This is a genomic window from Opitutia bacterium, from assembly GCA_016217545.1.
GTDB lineage: Bacteria > Verrucomicrobiota > Verrucomicrobiia > Opitutales > Opitutaceae > Didemnitutus.
Map to the genome: position 1 here is coordinate 788,239 of JACRHT010000012.1, position 14,447 is coordinate 802,685.

At 67.5% G+C, this 14,447-nt stretch carries 14 protein-coding genes; 10 read left to right on the forward strand and 4 right to left on the reverse strand.

Going from position 1 to position 14,447, the window contains the following annotated elements:
• Positions 1 to 87: 87 nt before the first annotated feature.
• Complete coding sequence (locus tag HZA32_10300; protein MBI5424475.1) at positions 88 to 855, forward strand: TSUP family transporter; 768 nt, start codon at positions 88 to 90, stop codon at positions 853 to 855.
• 41 nt (positions 856 to 896) lie between these two features.
• Entirely contained in the window at positions 897 to 1,895 is a 999-nt protein-coding gene (locus HZA32_10305) for a zinc-binding dehydrogenase (GenBank protein ID MBI5424476.1), read from the forward strand.
• Positions 1,896 to 1,916: 21 nt separating this feature from the next.
• Here HZA32_10305 and HZA32_10310 read toward each other — a convergent pair whose 3' ends face one another.
• Positions 1,917 to 2,582, reverse strand: coding sequence for a response regulator transcription factor (locus tag HZA32_10310; GenBank protein MBI5424477.1), 666 nt, complete (start codon positions 2,580 to 2,582; stop codon positions 1,917 to 1,919).
• Positions 2,583 to 2,775: 193 nt separating this feature from the next.
• Between HZA32_10310 and HZA32_10315 the strand changes: the two genes are divergently transcribed.
• A complete protein-coding gene (locus tag HZA32_10315; protein MBI5424478.1) occupies positions 2,776 to 3,801 on the forward strand; it encodes a TerC family protein in 1,026 nt (341 codons plus the stop codon).
• 31 nt (positions 3,802 to 3,832) lie between these two features.
• Positions 3,833 to 4,486 carry an exopolysaccharide biosynthesis protein gene (locus tag HZA32_10320; protein ID MBI5424479.1) on the forward strand — a complete coding sequence of 218 codons (654 nt, stop codon included), beginning with the start codon at positions 3,833 to 3,835 and terminating at the stop codon, positions 4,484 to 4,486.
• An 83-nt stretch (positions 4,487 to 4,569) separates the two neighbouring features.
• Here the strand turns inward: HZA32_10320 and HZA32_10325 are convergent, their stop codons facing one another.
• Positions 4,570 to 5,262 carry a 7-carboxy-7-deazaguanine synthase QueE gene (locus HZA32_10325; protein MBI5424480.1) on the reverse strand — a complete coding sequence of 231 codons (693 nt, stop codon included), beginning with the start codon at positions 5,260 to 5,262 and terminating at the stop codon, positions 4,570 to 4,572.
• 36 nt (positions 5,263 to 5,298) lie between these two features.
• On the reverse strand, positions 5,299 to 6,024 hold the full coding sequence (queC, locus tag HZA32_10330; GenBank protein MBI5424481.1) for a 7-cyano-7-deazaguanine synthase QueC: 726 nt from the start codon (positions 6,022 to 6,024) through the stop codon (positions 5,299 to 5,301).
• Between the two features lie 232 nt (positions 6,025 to 6,256).
• Here queC and HZA32_10335 point away from each other — a divergent pair, with 232 nt between their 5' ends.
• The 5 genes from HZA32_10335 to HZA32_10355 all read left to right on the forward strand — a co-directional run bounded on the left by HZA32_10335 (position 6,257) and on the right by HZA32_10355 (position 11,999).
• A complete protein-coding gene (locus HZA32_10335; GenBank protein MBI5424482.1) occupies positions 6,257 to 6,958 on the forward strand; it encodes a glycerophosphodiester phosphodiesterase in 702 nt (233 codons plus the stop codon).
• 89 nt (positions 6,959 to 7,047) lie between these two features.
• The gene (locus tag HZA32_10340; GenBank protein MBI5424483.1) at positions 7,048 to 7,857 is read left to right on the forward strand and encodes a histone deacetylase; all 810 of its coding nucleotides are present in this window, start codon (positions 7,048 to 7,050) and stop codon (positions 7,855 to 7,857) included.
• A 12-nt stretch (positions 7,858 to 7,869) separates the two neighbouring features.
• Positions 7,870 to 8,982: an HRDC domain-containing protein gene (locus HZA32_10345; GenBank protein ID MBI5424484.1), complete on the forward strand. Its 1,113-nt coding sequence runs from the start codon at positions 7,870 to 7,872 to the stop codon at positions 8,980 to 8,982.
• A 141-nt stretch (positions 8,983 to 9,123) separates the two neighbouring features.
• Complete coding sequence (locus tag HZA32_10350; GenBank protein MBI5424485.1) at positions 9,124 to 10,881, forward strand: AMP-binding protein; 1,758 nt, start codon at positions 9,124 to 9,126, stop codon at positions 10,879 to 10,881.
• Positions 10,878 to 11,999, forward strand: coding sequence for an NAD-dependent epimerase/dehydratase family protein (locus HZA32_10355; protein MBI5424486.1), 1,122 nt, complete (start codon positions 10,878 to 10,880; stop codon positions 11,997 to 11,999). Before HZA32_10350 ends, HZA32_10355 begins: the two co-directional genes overlap by 4 nt.
• On the opposite strand, the gene HZA32_10360 is transcribed toward HZA32_10355, so the two are convergent.
• Positions 11,996 to 12,850 (reverse strand): RNA methyltransferase, encoded by an 855-nt coding sequence (locus HZA32_10360; protein MBI5424487.1) that lies wholly within the window; start codon positions 12,848 to 12,850, stop codon positions 11,996 to 11,998. The genes HZA32_10355 and HZA32_10360 overlap by 4 nt on opposite strands.
• Before the next feature lie 57 nt (positions 12,851 to 12,907).
• Between HZA32_10360 and HZA32_10365 the strand changes: the two genes are divergently transcribed.
• Complete coding sequence (locus tag HZA32_10365) at positions 12,908 to 14,299, forward strand: class I SAM-dependent RNA methyltransferase (protein MBI5424488.1); 1,392 nt, start codon at positions 12,908 to 12,910, stop codon at positions 14,297 to 14,299.
• The last annotated feature ends 148 nt before the right edge of the window (positions 14,300 to 14,447 follow it).

Consider the following 14,447-nt stretch of genomic DNA (forward strand, 5'->3'; position numbering starts at 1 on the left):
GTTGAACGCGCGATTTGTGCCGCGCAATGTCGTTGGTGAAACGTTCTAGCTTCCCCTCGCCGCGACGGACGGGAATAAACGCAGGCCATGTTGCCCGAGTTGACCGCCGCTCATTACGCGCTGCTTTTCGCCGCCGGTTTGGTGGCGGGCGCGGTGGACGCGATCGCGGGCGGGGGCGGGTTGATCACGCTGCCGGCGATGCTCGGTGTCGGGTTGCCACCGCCGCTGGCGCTGGGCAGCAACAAGCTCGGTTCGGTCTTCGGCACGGCGTCGGCGACGTGGAGTTTCGCGCGGCAGGGCGCGGTGGACTTGCGCGAATGCGTGCGCGGTGTGGTGTTCACGGCGATCGGGGCGGTGGCAGGCGCGGTGGCCGTGCGATTGCTGGATCCGGCGCTGCTGGGGCGCGCGATTCCGTGGCTGCTGGCGGCGATCGTGATCTACATGGTTTTCCGGCCGAAGTTGGGCGAGACCGACCGCCATCATCGGATGGAGGCGCCGGCGTTCTACGCGGTGTTCGGGTTGAGTTTCGGTTTTTACGACGGCTTTTTCGGCCCGGGCGTGGGCTCGTTCTGGACCATCGCGTTCGTGATGGTGCTCGGGCACAATTTCATGAAAGCGGCGGCACACACGAAGGTGATGAATCTCGCGAGCAACGCCGCGGCGCTGGCGTTTTTCGCGGCGGCGGGGGCGGTGGTGCCCGGGCCCGGGCTGGCGGTCGGCGCCGGCCAGCTCATCGGCGCCCGGGTGGGCGCACATCTGGCGATGACGCGCGGCGCGCGGTTCGTGCGGCCGATCTTTCTGGTGATGGCGACGCTGACGATCGCGAAGCTGATCTACCAGCACTACGTGAAGTGACTCGGGTTTGCGTGGAATCGGCCGACGCGTAGGCTTGCGCCATGAAAGCCGTCCAAATCGTGGGGATCAAACAACCGGCCGTGGTGGCGGAGGTGTCGGCGCCGCAGGCGATGCCCGGTCATGCCGTGGTGCAGCTGAAGGCGGCGGCGCTGAACCACCGCGACGTTTTCATCCAGCAAGGGCTCTATCCCGGCATCAAGTTGCCGGTCACGCCCGGCTCGGACGGCGCAGGCGTCGTCACGGCGGTCGGCAGCGGGGCGGACGCGGACTGGGTCGGGCGCGAGGTGATCATCAATCCGGCGCTGGATTGGGGCGCGGATCCGCGCGCGCAGGGGCCGGCGTTTCGCATCCTCGGCATGCCGGACGCGGGGACGTTCGCCGAACAGATCGCGATCCCCGTGGCCAATCTCGTGGCGAAGCCCGCGCACCTCACTTGGGAGCAGGCCGCCGCGTTGCCGCTCGCCGGGCTGACGGCGTGGCGGGCGATGTTCACGCGCGCGCAATTGAAAGCCGGCGAACGCGTGCTCGTGACGGGCATCGGTGGCGGCGCGGCGCTCTTCGCGCTGCAATTCGCGCGCGCGGCCGGCGCGGAGGTGTGGGTGACGTCGAGTTCGCCGGAAAAGATCGCGCGGGCGCAGTCGCTCGGCGCACAGGGCGGCGTCAACTACCGCGACGCGGATTGGAGCGAACAGCTCCTGCGGGCGGCGGGCGGCGCGTTCGACGTGATCGTCGACAGCGCGGGCGGTGAGGGTTTCACGAAGCTCGTCGATTGCACGAAGCCGGGCGGGCGCATCGCGTTTTTCGGGGCGACGGCCGGCAACCCGAAGTTGTTCGAGATGCGAAAATGTTTTTTCCGGCAAATCAACGTGCTCGGCACGACGATGGGATCGCCGGTCGATTTCGCCGGGATGGCGACGTTGGTGGCGGCGGCGAAGATCGTGCCGACGGTCGATCGTGTCTTCGCGTTCGGCGACGCGGAGCAGGCGTTGCGGCACATGGAGGCGGCCGCGCAGTTCGGCAAAATCGTGCTGAAAGTCTGAGTCGGCGGACGGAGCGGTGGTTCACTTCGGCGCGTCTTTGCCGTCGCCGCGCCCGAATCCCGCCCGAATCGCCCAGTGGATCAGCTGAGGCGTGCTGTGCACGCCGATCTTCGTCATCACGTGCTGGCGGTGGGATTTCACCGTGAGGGTGCTCAGACCGATTTGTTGCGCGATTTCGGCGTCGCCGAGGCCGCTGGCGAAGTGGTGCATCAAGTCGAGTTCGCGGCTGGAGAGGATCTTGAAGAACGCGCTCGGGTCGGCCCTCAGCTCCGTCCATGCCTGACGCACGTCGGCCGGGTAGTATTTGTTGCCCTGCGCGAGGGCGGTGAGAGCGGTGAGCAGGTGGAGCTTGATGTCGCCGGTCTTCCACAGGAAGCCGTGCACGCGCTCGTCGCGCGATCGGAAGAGCGCCCACGCATCGTTGCGGACCGAGAGGATCAGGATTTTCGGCGGGCGCGGCCGGAGCTTGGCGAGCTGTTCGAGGAGGACGAAGCCGTCGATGTCGGGCAGGCGCAGGTCGAGCAGCACGATGTCCGGGCGGCGGAGCTGGGCGAGGGCGAGTCCGCCTGCGCCGTCGACGGCGGTCTCGAGCGAGCCGACTTCAGGTCGGTCTTGTAACGCGGCGGCGCAAAAATCCCGCCACAGCGGGTCGTCTTCGATCTGGAGAATGGACAAGGCCGAACACATGCGTGGATTGGCCCGGGCGGGACTGTTTCGGGGTTGCTCAGAAAATTCAAGCGCAAGCACGGCGAAATCGCGCTCCGGGCAAAGATGACGGCGCGGAGCGACGCGGCGGCGCCTCGCTGGAAATTTCGCACGGCTTTCCAAGCTGGTCCGGCTTGCGGGCGTGCGGTCGCTCGGGAATCTCGGCAGCCTCGCCATGACCGACTACATCCCGCTGTTTCCGTTCGCCGACTACTGGTGGTTCTACGGACTCTTCACGCTCTTCGTGCTGGGCATGCTCGCGCTCGATTTGGGCGTGTTTCACCGCGACGCGCACGAGGTGCGCTTCAAGGAGGCGCTGGGGTGGAGCGCGGTCTGGATCACGCTCGCGCTGCTGTTCGGCTACGGACTCTACCAGTATGCGCTCTACAAATTCCCCCTCGATCCGCGGCTGGTCGGGCTCGACCACGCGGCGCTGGCGAAGCAGACGGGACTCGAATACCTCACGGGCTTCGTCGTCGAGAAGTCGCTGTCGGTGGACAATATCTTCGTGTTCGTCGTCGTGTTCAGCTACTTCGCGGTGCCGCTGAAATACCAGCATCGTGTCCTCTTCTACGGCATCCTCGGGGCGCTGGTCTTCCGCGTGATCTTCATCGCGCTGGGCGCGGTGCTGATGAAATTCCACTGGGTGATCTGGCTGTTCGGCGGCTTCCTCGTGCTGACCGGCATCAAGATCCTGTTCGCGCCCGAAAAACCCATCGAGCCGGAGAGGAACCCCGTGATCCGCCTGCTGCGGCGGCTGATGCCCGTGACCTCGCAGCTGCAAGGCCAGAGCTTCTTCGCGAAACTCGACGGCGTGTGGCACGCGACGCCGCTGCTCGTGTGCCTCGTGTTCCTCGAGGTGACCGACATCGTGTTCGCGGTGGACAGCGTGCCGGCGATCTTCGCGCTGACGAAGGAGCCGCTGGTGGTCTTCACCTCGAACGTCTTCGCCATCCTCGGGTTGCGCGCGCTGTTCTTCCTGCTCGCGGGCATCATGCACAAGTTTCGTTTCCTGAAATACGGGCTCGGACTGATTCTGGTCTTCGTCGGCCTGAAGATGGTGTGGCTGAACGACGCCTTCGGCGGCAAGTTCCCCATCAGCTGGTCGCTCGGCATCATCGGCGCGCTGCTCGCGGGAGCGATTGCCGCCTCGCTGCTGATTCCGGCCCGGCCCGCGACGGCGGAAGCAAACCGCACTTGAGGACGCGCCGCTCCGGGCCACATTTCCTACAGTGCCTTTCTCCGCGCATTCCTCCCCGCCCGATCCGCTGCGCCGCCTCTCCGACGACCTCCACGCGCTCTCCGTCGCCTTCAGTGATCACGCGGTGACGCTCGGCGAAGTGATGGAAAAACTCGGCGCGCGCGCGTCCGCGCTGCTCATCATCGTGTGCGGCTTGCCGTTCTGCTCGCCGATCACGATCCCGGGCATGTCCACGCCGTTCGGCCTCGTGATCCTGATCCTCGCCTTGCGCTTCGCCGCCGGCCGGCCGCCCTGGCTGCCGCAGCGCCTGCGGGGCGTGAAACTGCCGCCGAAATTCTTCGCGCGCGTGCTGGAGGCGGGCAGCAAGATGGTGGGATGGATCGAGCGGCAGCTGCGGCCGCGGTGGGACTGGATTTCGAACGCCGATTGGAAAATCCGCCTGCACAGCCTCGTCGTCGCCGCGGCCGCCGCGTTGTTGCTCCTGCCGCTGCCGCCCGTGCCGCCGCTCACGAACACGTTGCCCGCGCTCGTGATCGTCGTCCTCACCATGAGCGTGCTCGAACGCGACGGCTTCGGCATCGCCGCGGGCTACACGCTCTTCGTGGGCACGCTGGGCTATTTCGCGTTTTGGGCGACAGTGATCGCGGAGACGGTGCGCCGCGTGCTCGAGCGCTTCGCGGGCTGACGCGCGGATGCCCCAGGCAGGGCGGCGGGTCCCTTCGCCGCCGGGAATTGCGGCGCGGAACGGAGTCCGCGCCCCACCTTCGCTCACGTCCCGCGCTTGTTGCCGTAAAGCTCGACGTGCAGGCGGTGTGCGTAGCGGTAACCACGCGCCTTGCACAGCTCGCTCAGCCAGCCGGCGCGCGCGCGGAGCGCCTCGAGCGTCGTGCCTTCGGGCATGAGCAGGATCTTGTGCGGCGGCACGACGCAGAGCGTGTCGCGCAACAGCTCCTCGATCTCGGCCACGTCCGCCTCGTCGCGGACCACGAACTTCAATTGATAATCCCCCGCCGCGATCCACGCCGCGATCACCTCGGGTTGCCGGCGCAGCGACTCGTGTTTCTTGCGCCACGTGTCGTCCAGTCGCGAGTCGGGCGCCGAGTGCGCGAGCTTCGGACTGAGCGAGGCCAGATCGAACGCGATGCCGCGCGGTGGCACCGTCGCTGCCGTCTCGATCGTGAGGTGGTAACCGCGCTCCTTCAGCTGAAACGCCAGCTCGTGGATTTCCGGCGCGATCATCGGCTCGCCGCCGGTCAGCACGACGTGCTTGGCCGGATATTTGGCGATCTCCGCGACGATTTGGTCGACGCTCAGCTGCGTGCCTTCGGGCGACCACGACGCATACGGTGTGTCGCACCAATTGCAGCGGAGGTTGCAGCCGCTCGTGCGCACGAACACCGACGGCACGCCCACGAGTTCGCCCTCGCCTTGGATCGAATGGAAAATTTCCGAAATCAGCATGATGGCAGTGAGCTTTCAGCTATCAGCGTTCAGCGGTCAGCTTTGGGTCGGCTGAGCGCTGGGGGCTGATGACTGACCGCTGCGCGGAGCACTCGGCAACGGCGGCGTGGCCTCGTAAACCGTCGGATCAACCAGCCCGGCCTGCTGGAACGCCTCGCGCCGCTCGACGCACGTGCCGCACTTGCCGCAGTGGACGGCGCCGCCCTTGTAGCACGACCACGTCTGCGCAAAATCCACGCCGAGCCGTGCGCCTTCCGCGGCAATCTGGCCCTTGGTCAGCGCGATGAACGGCCGCAACAGCTCGATGCCTGCGTAGGTGCCGAGCCGCAGCGCGTCGCCCATCGCGCGCATGAAATCCTCGCGGCAGTCCGGATAGATCGTGTGGTCGCCGGTGTGCGCGGCGATCACGAGGCCCGTCGCATCGACGCTCTCGGCAAAACCGCCGGCGACCGCGAGCATGATGCCGTTGCGGAAGGGGACGACCGTGCGCTTCATGTTGTCGGCCGCGTAGTGTCCCTCGGGGATCTCGCCGCCGCTCTGCAGCAAGTCCGACGTGAAATGCTCGCCGATGAACGCCAGCGGCACCACCACGTGCCGGACGCCGAGCGCCCGCGCGTGCGCCGCCGCGAAGGGCAGCTCGGAGGCGTTGTGCTTCGATCCGTAGTCGAAGCTCAGCACCGCACGCACGTCATGCTCGCGCCGCGCCCAATGGAGCGCGGTCACGGAATCCATCCCGCCGGAGCAAAGCACGACGACTTTCATGGCAGGCATTGGCCACAAAAAGCGCGGAAAGCTCAAAAACAAACTGCGAGAGCTTACGATGGGAGCCGCAGATGGACAGAGGGGCACACAGGTAGAGGCCAGCGATATAGAGGCCAGCGATGCTGGACGACGCGGCTTCTTCATCCGGATGCAGCTGTGCCCATCTGCGGTTCACTCCAGCTCTCCCCGCGAAAGTTGCCTCGCCGCCCCCTTTGTGTCTTTTGTGCCTCCTGTGGCCCCTTCCGTCCGTCCCCTGATCATCGCTCATCGCGGCGCCTCCGCCGAACGTCCGGAGAACACGCTCGCGGCCTTCCGCCGCGCGCTCGCCCTCAAGGTCGACGGTATCGAACTCGACGTGCACGTCACCCGCGACGGCGTGCCGGTGGTCTTCCACGACGCCGATCTGCGCCGCCTCACCGGTGTGCGCGGCCGCATCGCGGCGCGCACGTGGCGTGAGTTGCGCCCGCTGCGCGTGCGCGGGACGGAGCCCATCCCGCGCCTCGTCGAAGTCCTGCGTCTCACGCGCGACCGCTGCGTCGTGCAGATCGAGCTCAAGGCCGGCGTGCCGGTCGGGCCCGTCGTCCGTGCGGTGAAAGCCGCGCGCGCCGCCGACGCCGTGATCCTCGCCTCGTTCTCGGCCACCCTCGTGCGCGACGCGCGGCGCCTCGCGCCGGCCATCCCGCGCATGTTAATCTCGGAAGGCCGCGTCGCCCCCGCTGCGCTCGTCCGCCAGCTGGCGGCCTGCGCGGCAGCCGGCCTAAGCGTGGATCACCGCGCCATCCGCTCGGCGGCGTGGGTGCGCGGGATAGCTTCCCGGGGCTATTCCGTGTGGTCGTGGACCGTGAACGACGCGCGCGTCGCCCGCCGGCTGGCGGGGTGGGGCGTGGGCGGCCTCCTGGGGGACAATCCGGCCTTGCTGCGCGCCGCCGTTTAGGCTTTTTCTGCGGGCTTCCTTCCGTCCGTAGGCGGACACAGTTCATGATTCTCTTTCACGATTCATCCTGCGCTGGCTATGGCTCGCACATGCGGCCGGAACAGCCCGCGCGCATCACTCGCACCGTCCCGCATCTCCAAAACGCGCACCCCGACTGGGAGTGGCGGGTGCCGGGACAATTCGACGAAGCCGTCCTCCTGCGCGCCCACACCGCAGCGCTCCTGAAACGCATCGAGGAGCCGGGCGACATCGACGAGGACACGCCGCACTTTCCCGGCATCGCGCAACACGCCCGCCGTTCCGTCGCCGCCGCGCTGGACGCGACCGCCGCCGCGCTCGCCGGCCACCGCGCCTTCGCGCTGATGCGCCCGCCCGGCCACCACTGCACGCGCAATCAGGCGATGGGTTTCTGTTACCTCAACCAGATCGCCGTCGCCGCGCTCGAGGCGCAGGCCAATCGTGGCGTCCGCGTGGCGGTGTGGGACTTCGACGCGCATCACGGCAACGGCACCGAGGACATCCTCGAGGGCAAACCCGGTGTCTTCTTCGCGTCGGTGCACCAAAGCCCCGGCTATCCCGGCACCGGCACGCGCTCGACGGTCAACTGCCGCAACTTCCCCGTGAAGCCACACACGCCGCGCGAATTCCACCTCGGCGAACTCGCCCGCTCCTGGGAGGCCGTGCTGAGCTTCAAACCCGACCTCGTGCTCGTCTCGGCCGGCTTCGACGCGTTCGAAGGCGACCCGATCACCGAGATGACGCTCGCACTCGACGACTTTGCCGAGCTCGGCCGCTGGCTCCGCCAGAGCGGACTGCCCGCCGCCGCCGTGCTGGAGGGCGGTTACGCCGATCAACTTCCCCAACTCATCGACGCGTTCCTCACCGCCTGGGACCAGTGAACTTTTCGCCGCGTGCATACGATACCGCATTACCGACTCCTCGATAAAGCCGACCAACTTGAGCCGCTCTACGCCGCGCTCGATCGCGTCGACGAAATCGCCCTCGATACCGAGGCGGACAACCTCTTCCGCTACCGCACGAAGGTTTGCCTGCTCCAAATCCTCGCCGGCAGCGAGATCTACCTCGTCGACCTGCTCGCCGAGCTGCCGCTCGAGCCGCTTTGGCAGCGCCTCGCGACCAAGCACCTCGTGATGCACGGCAGCGACTACGACCTGCGCCTGTTGCGCGGGCTCTGCGACTTCCGGCCGCGCAGCCTGTTCGACACCATGTTCGCCGCGCAGCTGCTCAACATCCCGCGCTTCGGTCTCGCCGCGCTCCTCGAGCAGCACTTCGACGTGAAACTCGACAAGGACCACCAGAAGGCCAACTGGTCGCAGCGCCCGCTCGACCGCGACATGCTCGACTACGCCGCGATGGACGTGCACCTCCTGCCCGGCCTGCGCGACAAACTCACCGAGCAGCTCGCCGCCCTCGGCCGCATCGAGTGGCAGAAACAGAAATGCCAGTGGCAAATCGATGTCGCCGGCGATGGTTTTGCCGGCCCGGATGAGAATTCCTGGCGCGTCGGCGGCTCCGAGAAACTCGGCGGCCGCGGCCTCGCCGTCCTTTACCAAGTCTGGCACTGGCGCGAACGCTGGGCCGAGAAGCTCGACACGCCTCCCTTCAAGGTCACCGGCAACGAAATGCTCATGCGCATCGCGCGCGCAGCCGACGACGGCGCGCCCGTCGCCAAGGCGCTCGAAGTCCACCTCGGCCGCCGCCACGACCGCCTCTTCCCGAGTCTCGCCGAGGCCGTGCGCCACGGTTTCGCGACCGATCCCCGCTCTCTCCCGCGCCGGGAGCGCCGCCGCGAGTTCGCTCCGCTGACGCCCGAGGAGCTCTCGCGACAGGACAAGATCAAGGCCGACCGCGACCGCCTCGCGCAGAGCCTCAATCTCGATCCCACGATGATCGCCACGCGCTCGCAACTCGTGCAAGTCGCGCGGAGTCCCGCGACGATCGATGAGGTCCTCCTCCCGTGGCAGGCCCAGCTCCTCAAAGCCGAGCCCGCGTGGAAGAGCTGAGTTTACCATGCACCGCCGATTGCAGTCTCGCGCGGTAGCGCGGGTAGGGCGCGACCACTCGGCGCGCCGCGACCGTGAAGTCGGCGACGCTCGCCGCCGCCGATGACCGATTCCGCCAACATTGCCCGCCACCTGCCGCTGATGGCGGCGCGCCAGCCGGATCATCCCGCCGTGAAAATTCCGCGCGGCCGCACGCGCGACGGTCGCATCGACTACCTCACGCTGTCGTTTCGCGAACTCGATGCCGAAGTCGACGCCTGGGTCGCGCACCTCGCGGCCAAGGGCGTGCGCCGTGGCGACCGCGTGCTCGTGATGGTGCGCCAAGGCCTGCCGCTCATCGCCGCGGCATTCGCGCTCTTCAAGCTCGGCGCTGTGCCCGTGATCATCGATCCAGGCATGGGCAAGGAGAGTTTTCTCGCCTGCGTCGCGCGCTCGCGTCCGCGCGTGCTGCTCGGCATCCCGCTCGGCCAGTTTTTCAGCTACATCCACCGCGCGGCATTTTCGTCCATCGAGGTGCGCGTCTGGGCCAGCGGCTCTTCGACCGCGCGCCGCACTTCCCGCGCGCAACCCTCGACGCTCAACTCTCAACCCGCCCCGCTCGCGGCCACCGCTCCCAACGATCTCGCGGCCATCCTCTTCACCAGCGGTTCCACCGGCGCGCCGAAGGGCGTTTGCTACGAGCACGGCATGTTCGACGCGCAAGTGCGGCTCGTGCGCGACACCTACGGCATCCAGCCCGGCGAGGTCGACCTGCCGATGTTGCCGATCTTCGCGCTGTTCAACCCCGCGCTCGGCATGACGACCGTCGTGCCCGAGATCGATCCGTCGCGCCCCGCGACCGTCGACCCGGCGAAAATCATCCAGGCGATCCAGCAGGAGAAAGTGACGAACTCATTCGGTTCGCCGACCCTTTGGCGCAAAATCGCCGCGCACGCGAAAGCTGAGAACATCACGCTCCCGACGATGAAGCGCGTGCTCATGGCCGGCGCGCCCGTGCCACCGGGACTTTTCGCGGACGTGCAATCGCTCCTCCCCAACGGCGCGGCCCACAGCCCCTACGGCGCCACCGAGTCGCTGCCGATCGCGTCGATCTCCGCCGCTGAAGTGCTGGGCGAAACCAGCGTCGCTTCGCTCGCTGGCGAGGGCACGTGCGTCGGCCGCCCGGTGTGCGAGATCGAGGTGAAGATCATCGCCCTCACCGACGCCCCGCTCGCGACCCTCGCCGATGCCCGCGAGCTGCCGCCCGGCGAGATCGGCGAAATCATCGTGCGCGGCCCGGTCGTCACGAAACTCTACGACGCGCTCCCGGAAGCCACCGCCGCAGCCAAAATCGCCGCGGCAAGTTCCGAAGTTTCAAGTCTCAAGTCTCAAGAAGGAGATCCCGGCGAGGCTCTTGTCACTTGTTCCTCGTCACTTCCCACTTCCGGCGCGCTGCGCGCGCCGGTCTGGCACCGGATGGGTGACGCCGGTTACCTCGACGCCAAGGGTCGCCTCTGGTTCGTCGGCCGCAAAGCCGAGCGCGTCGAGATGCGCGACGGCACGCTGTTCCCCGATCAGGTCGAGCCGATCTTCAATCAACATCCCGACGTTCGTCGCACCGCGCTCATCGGTCTCGGCGAGCGCGGCGCACAGCGCCCCGCCATCGTGGCCGAACCGGTTTCACGCGAAGTCGTCGCCACGCCGTCGCTGCGCCGGAAACTGGTGCGCGAATTGCGTGCGCTCGCGGTGGGGCGGCCGCACACCGACCGCATCCGGCTCGCGTTCCTGCATCCGAGTTTTCCCGTCGATGTGCGCCACAACGCCAAGATCCACCGACTCGCGCTCACCAAGTGGGCGGAGCACACGACAGGCTACGAACTCGACAAACGCGACGTGCCGATCGAGTCGCTGAAGCGATGAAGGATGCGGTCTTCATCACCGGCGCGAGCGGCTTCATCGGCGGCAAGATCGCCGAGCGCCTCCTCGCCGCCGGACGCGAAGTGCGCGTGCTAGCGCGCCGCCCGTTGCCCGAGCTCGAAAAGCTCGGCGCACGCATCGTGCCCGGCGATCTCGACGACACCGCCGCGCTCGCACGCGGCATGGAGGGCGCCGGCACGGTCTTCCACGTCGCCGGACGCGTCGGCGTGTGGGGGCCGGAGCAGGAATTTCTCCGCGTCAATGTCGAGGGCACGCGCCACGTGATCGCCGCCTGCCGTGCCGCGCGCGTGCCGCGGCTCGTCTACACGAGTTCGCCGAGCGTCGTGTTCAACGGCGGCGACCTTGCCGGCGTCGACGAAGCCGCGCCGCTCTGCACGCAAGCGCCCTGCGCCTATCCCACGAGCAAGGCCGCCGCCGAGCGTCTCGTCACCGCCGCCAACGACGCCACGCTCGCAACCGTTTCGCTCCGCCCTCATCTCGTTTGGGGGCCGGGCGACAAGAACATCATCCCGCGCGTGCTGAAACTCGCGCGCTCCGGTCGCCTGAAAATCATCGGCGCCGGCCGCAATCTCGTCGACTGCACCCACATCATCAACGTCGTCGACGCCCACCTCCTCGCCGAGCGCTCCCTCTCCCAGTCGGCCTCCGCCCCCCAGCCGAGTAACCCAATAGGTTACCCGATGACGACTCCCTCGAGTGAAAACGGGGGGCGCACGTCCGACAACGGTAACCTATTAGGTTACTCAGGAGCAACGGCGGGCGACCCACGCGGGCGGGCCTATTTCATCACCAACGGCGAGCCGGTGGTGCTGTGGGATTGGATCAACGAGCTGCTGCGCGGTTTCGGTGAACCACCGGCGACGAAGCACATCTCGCTCGCGACGGCATATCGCGCGGCCGGCGTGCTGGAGTTTCTGTGGCGCGTGCTGCCGCTGAAAGGCGAGCCGCCCACGACGCGTTTCGTGGTGAAGGAGCTGGCGACCGACCACTGGTTCAAGATCGACGCCGCCCGCCGCGACCTCGGCTACGCACCGCGCGTCTCGATGGCTGCCGGCACGGCGGAACTGGTCGCGCACTACCGCGCCGGGAATCAGTTTTAGCCGTTCCGCTGCCGCACCGCTTCGAAGAGCGTGATGATCGTCGCCATGGCGACGTTGAGCGAGTCGGCCTGGCCGGCCATCGGGATGCGCACGAGCACGTCGCTGTTCTTCATCCAGAAATCACTCAGGCCATACTGCTCGCTGCCCATCACCACCGCGAGCGGCCCGCACAGATCGGTCTTCGTGTAAATGTTGTCCGTATGCGGCGTCGTCGCCGCCGTGCGAATGCCCTTCGCCTTCAGCCACGCGTGCACGGTCGGCGAGTCGGCGACGACCACGGGGACGGAAAACAGCACGCCGGTGGAGGCGCGCACGACGTTCGGGTTGAAGAGGTCGGTCACTGCGTCGCACAGGATGAGTGCGTCGCAACCTGCGGCGTCCGCGCTGCGCAGGATCGTGCCGAGGTTGCCGGGCTTCTCGATGGACTCGCAGACGAGCAGGAACGGCGCTTTCCCTGTAGCCGGGGTCGCTGACCCCGGACCGGCCTCACCGAGGTCGGCTACAAGCAGGTCGTCGAGCGAGCGTTTCCACTGCGGCGCCACGGCGAGCAAGCCGTCCGGCCGCTCGCGATAGGCGCACTTGGCAAAGGCGTCCTTCGACAGCTCGAACAGCTGCGCGCCACTCGCGCGCGCCTGCTCGATGAGCGCGGGCTCGTTTTCGCCGAGGAACCAGTCGGGGGAGAAATAGAGTTCCCGCAGTTTGACGCCCTTCTCGAGCGCCCGGCGCACCTCGCGGTAGCCTTCGACAAGGAAAAGCCCCAACTCGTCGCGCTCCCGCCGCTCGCGCAGCCGCACGAGCTGTTTCACGCGCGGATTCTGAAGGCTGGTGATTTTTTCGACGAAGGGACCCACGCACCCACGGAAGACACGGATGCGAGCCCCAGCAATTTCCTTTTACCGGCCCCTTCCGTGTGTTCTGTGTGTGCCGTGGGCCGAAACAAGAAATTCAACGACCATCCCTTCCCGTATCGCACCGAGCTCGAACTGGAGATCTCCACGCTGACCAACCTCGGCGTCGGGCTCGGCCGCGTCGATATCGAGGGCGGCCGCTGGGTCGTGATGGTGCCGTTCACGCTGCCGGGCGAACGCGTGAAGGCTCGCGTTTACCGCAACCACAAGAATTTTTCCGAAGCCGATATGCTCGAGGTGCTCACGCCGTCGCCGCATCGCATCGCACCCACGTGTCCGCTCTTCGGTCGCTGCGGCGGCTGCCAATACCAGCACCTCACCTACGCCGAGCAACTCGCCTGGAAACGCCGCCAAGTCGAGGAGCTGCTCCGCCACATGGCCGACGTCGAGTTCCCCGTCGCGCCCACCGTGCCCTCGCCCTGCGAATACGGTTACCGCTCGAAGATCACGCCGCACTTCCATGTCGGTCGCCCCGACGACCCGCGCACGCCGCCCGCGGCCGAGACTCCCATCGGTTTCCTGAAACAAGGCACGCGATTCGAACTCGTGGACGTGCCGGCGTGTCCGATCGCCACGCCCGAGATCAACGCCAAGCTCCCCGAAGTCCGCGCGCGCACGCGCCAGCGGCTCGCGGCGGGCGAGTTCAAGCGCGACGCCACGCTCCTCCTCCGCCACGCGCAGGAAGGCGTCATCACGGACTACGACGCCGTGATCCACGAGGTGATCGCCCCCGCGGCGAGTAACCCAATAGGTTACGCGAATCGGGAGGCTCCGAGTGGGGATGGTGCGAGCGCGAACGAGGGCGGTAACCTATTGGGTTACTCGGCGGCGGGCGGCGGGGCGCCGTTGCGCCTGCACTTCCTGGCGCGGGATTTCTTTCAGAACAATCCGTTCATCCTGCCGGCGTTCACCGGCTACGTGCGCGAGCAGGCGAAGGCCAGCGGCGCGCGCTTCCTCGTCGACGCCTACTGCGGCAGCGGACTCTTCGCGCTGAGCTGCGCGCCGGCGTTCGAGCGCGTGGCAGGTGTGGAGGTGAGCGAAACCTCGGTGAAGTTCGCGCGCGAAAACGCCGCCGCCAACGGCATCGCCAACGCGGCCTTCTCCGCGGGCGACGCCGCGACGATCTTCGCCGGACTCGACGCGTCGTTCGTGCCCGCCGACACCGCGGTGGTGATCGATCCGCCGCGCAAGGGCTGCGACGAGTCGTTCCTCGCTCAGGTATTCACGTTCGGTCCGCGCGCGGTGGTCTATGTCTCGTGCGATCCGGCGACGCAGATGCGCGATCTGAAGAGTTTCCTCGCCGCCGGCTACGAGCTGACGGCGGTGCAGCCCTTCGATCTGTTTCCGCAGACGCGCCACCTCGAGTGCGTGATCACGCTGCGCAAGAAGTGAGCAGGTTGCGTGCGCGCAACCGATGCGGAGCGCGCGGCTCCCCGCCGTGGCACGGTTCTCTTGCGCAGCTCGCTGCCCTATGGCGGCGCCGCGCACTCAACAACGCACCTATGCGCTAACGCCCCGATCCCCGCGTGATCGTCGGCCG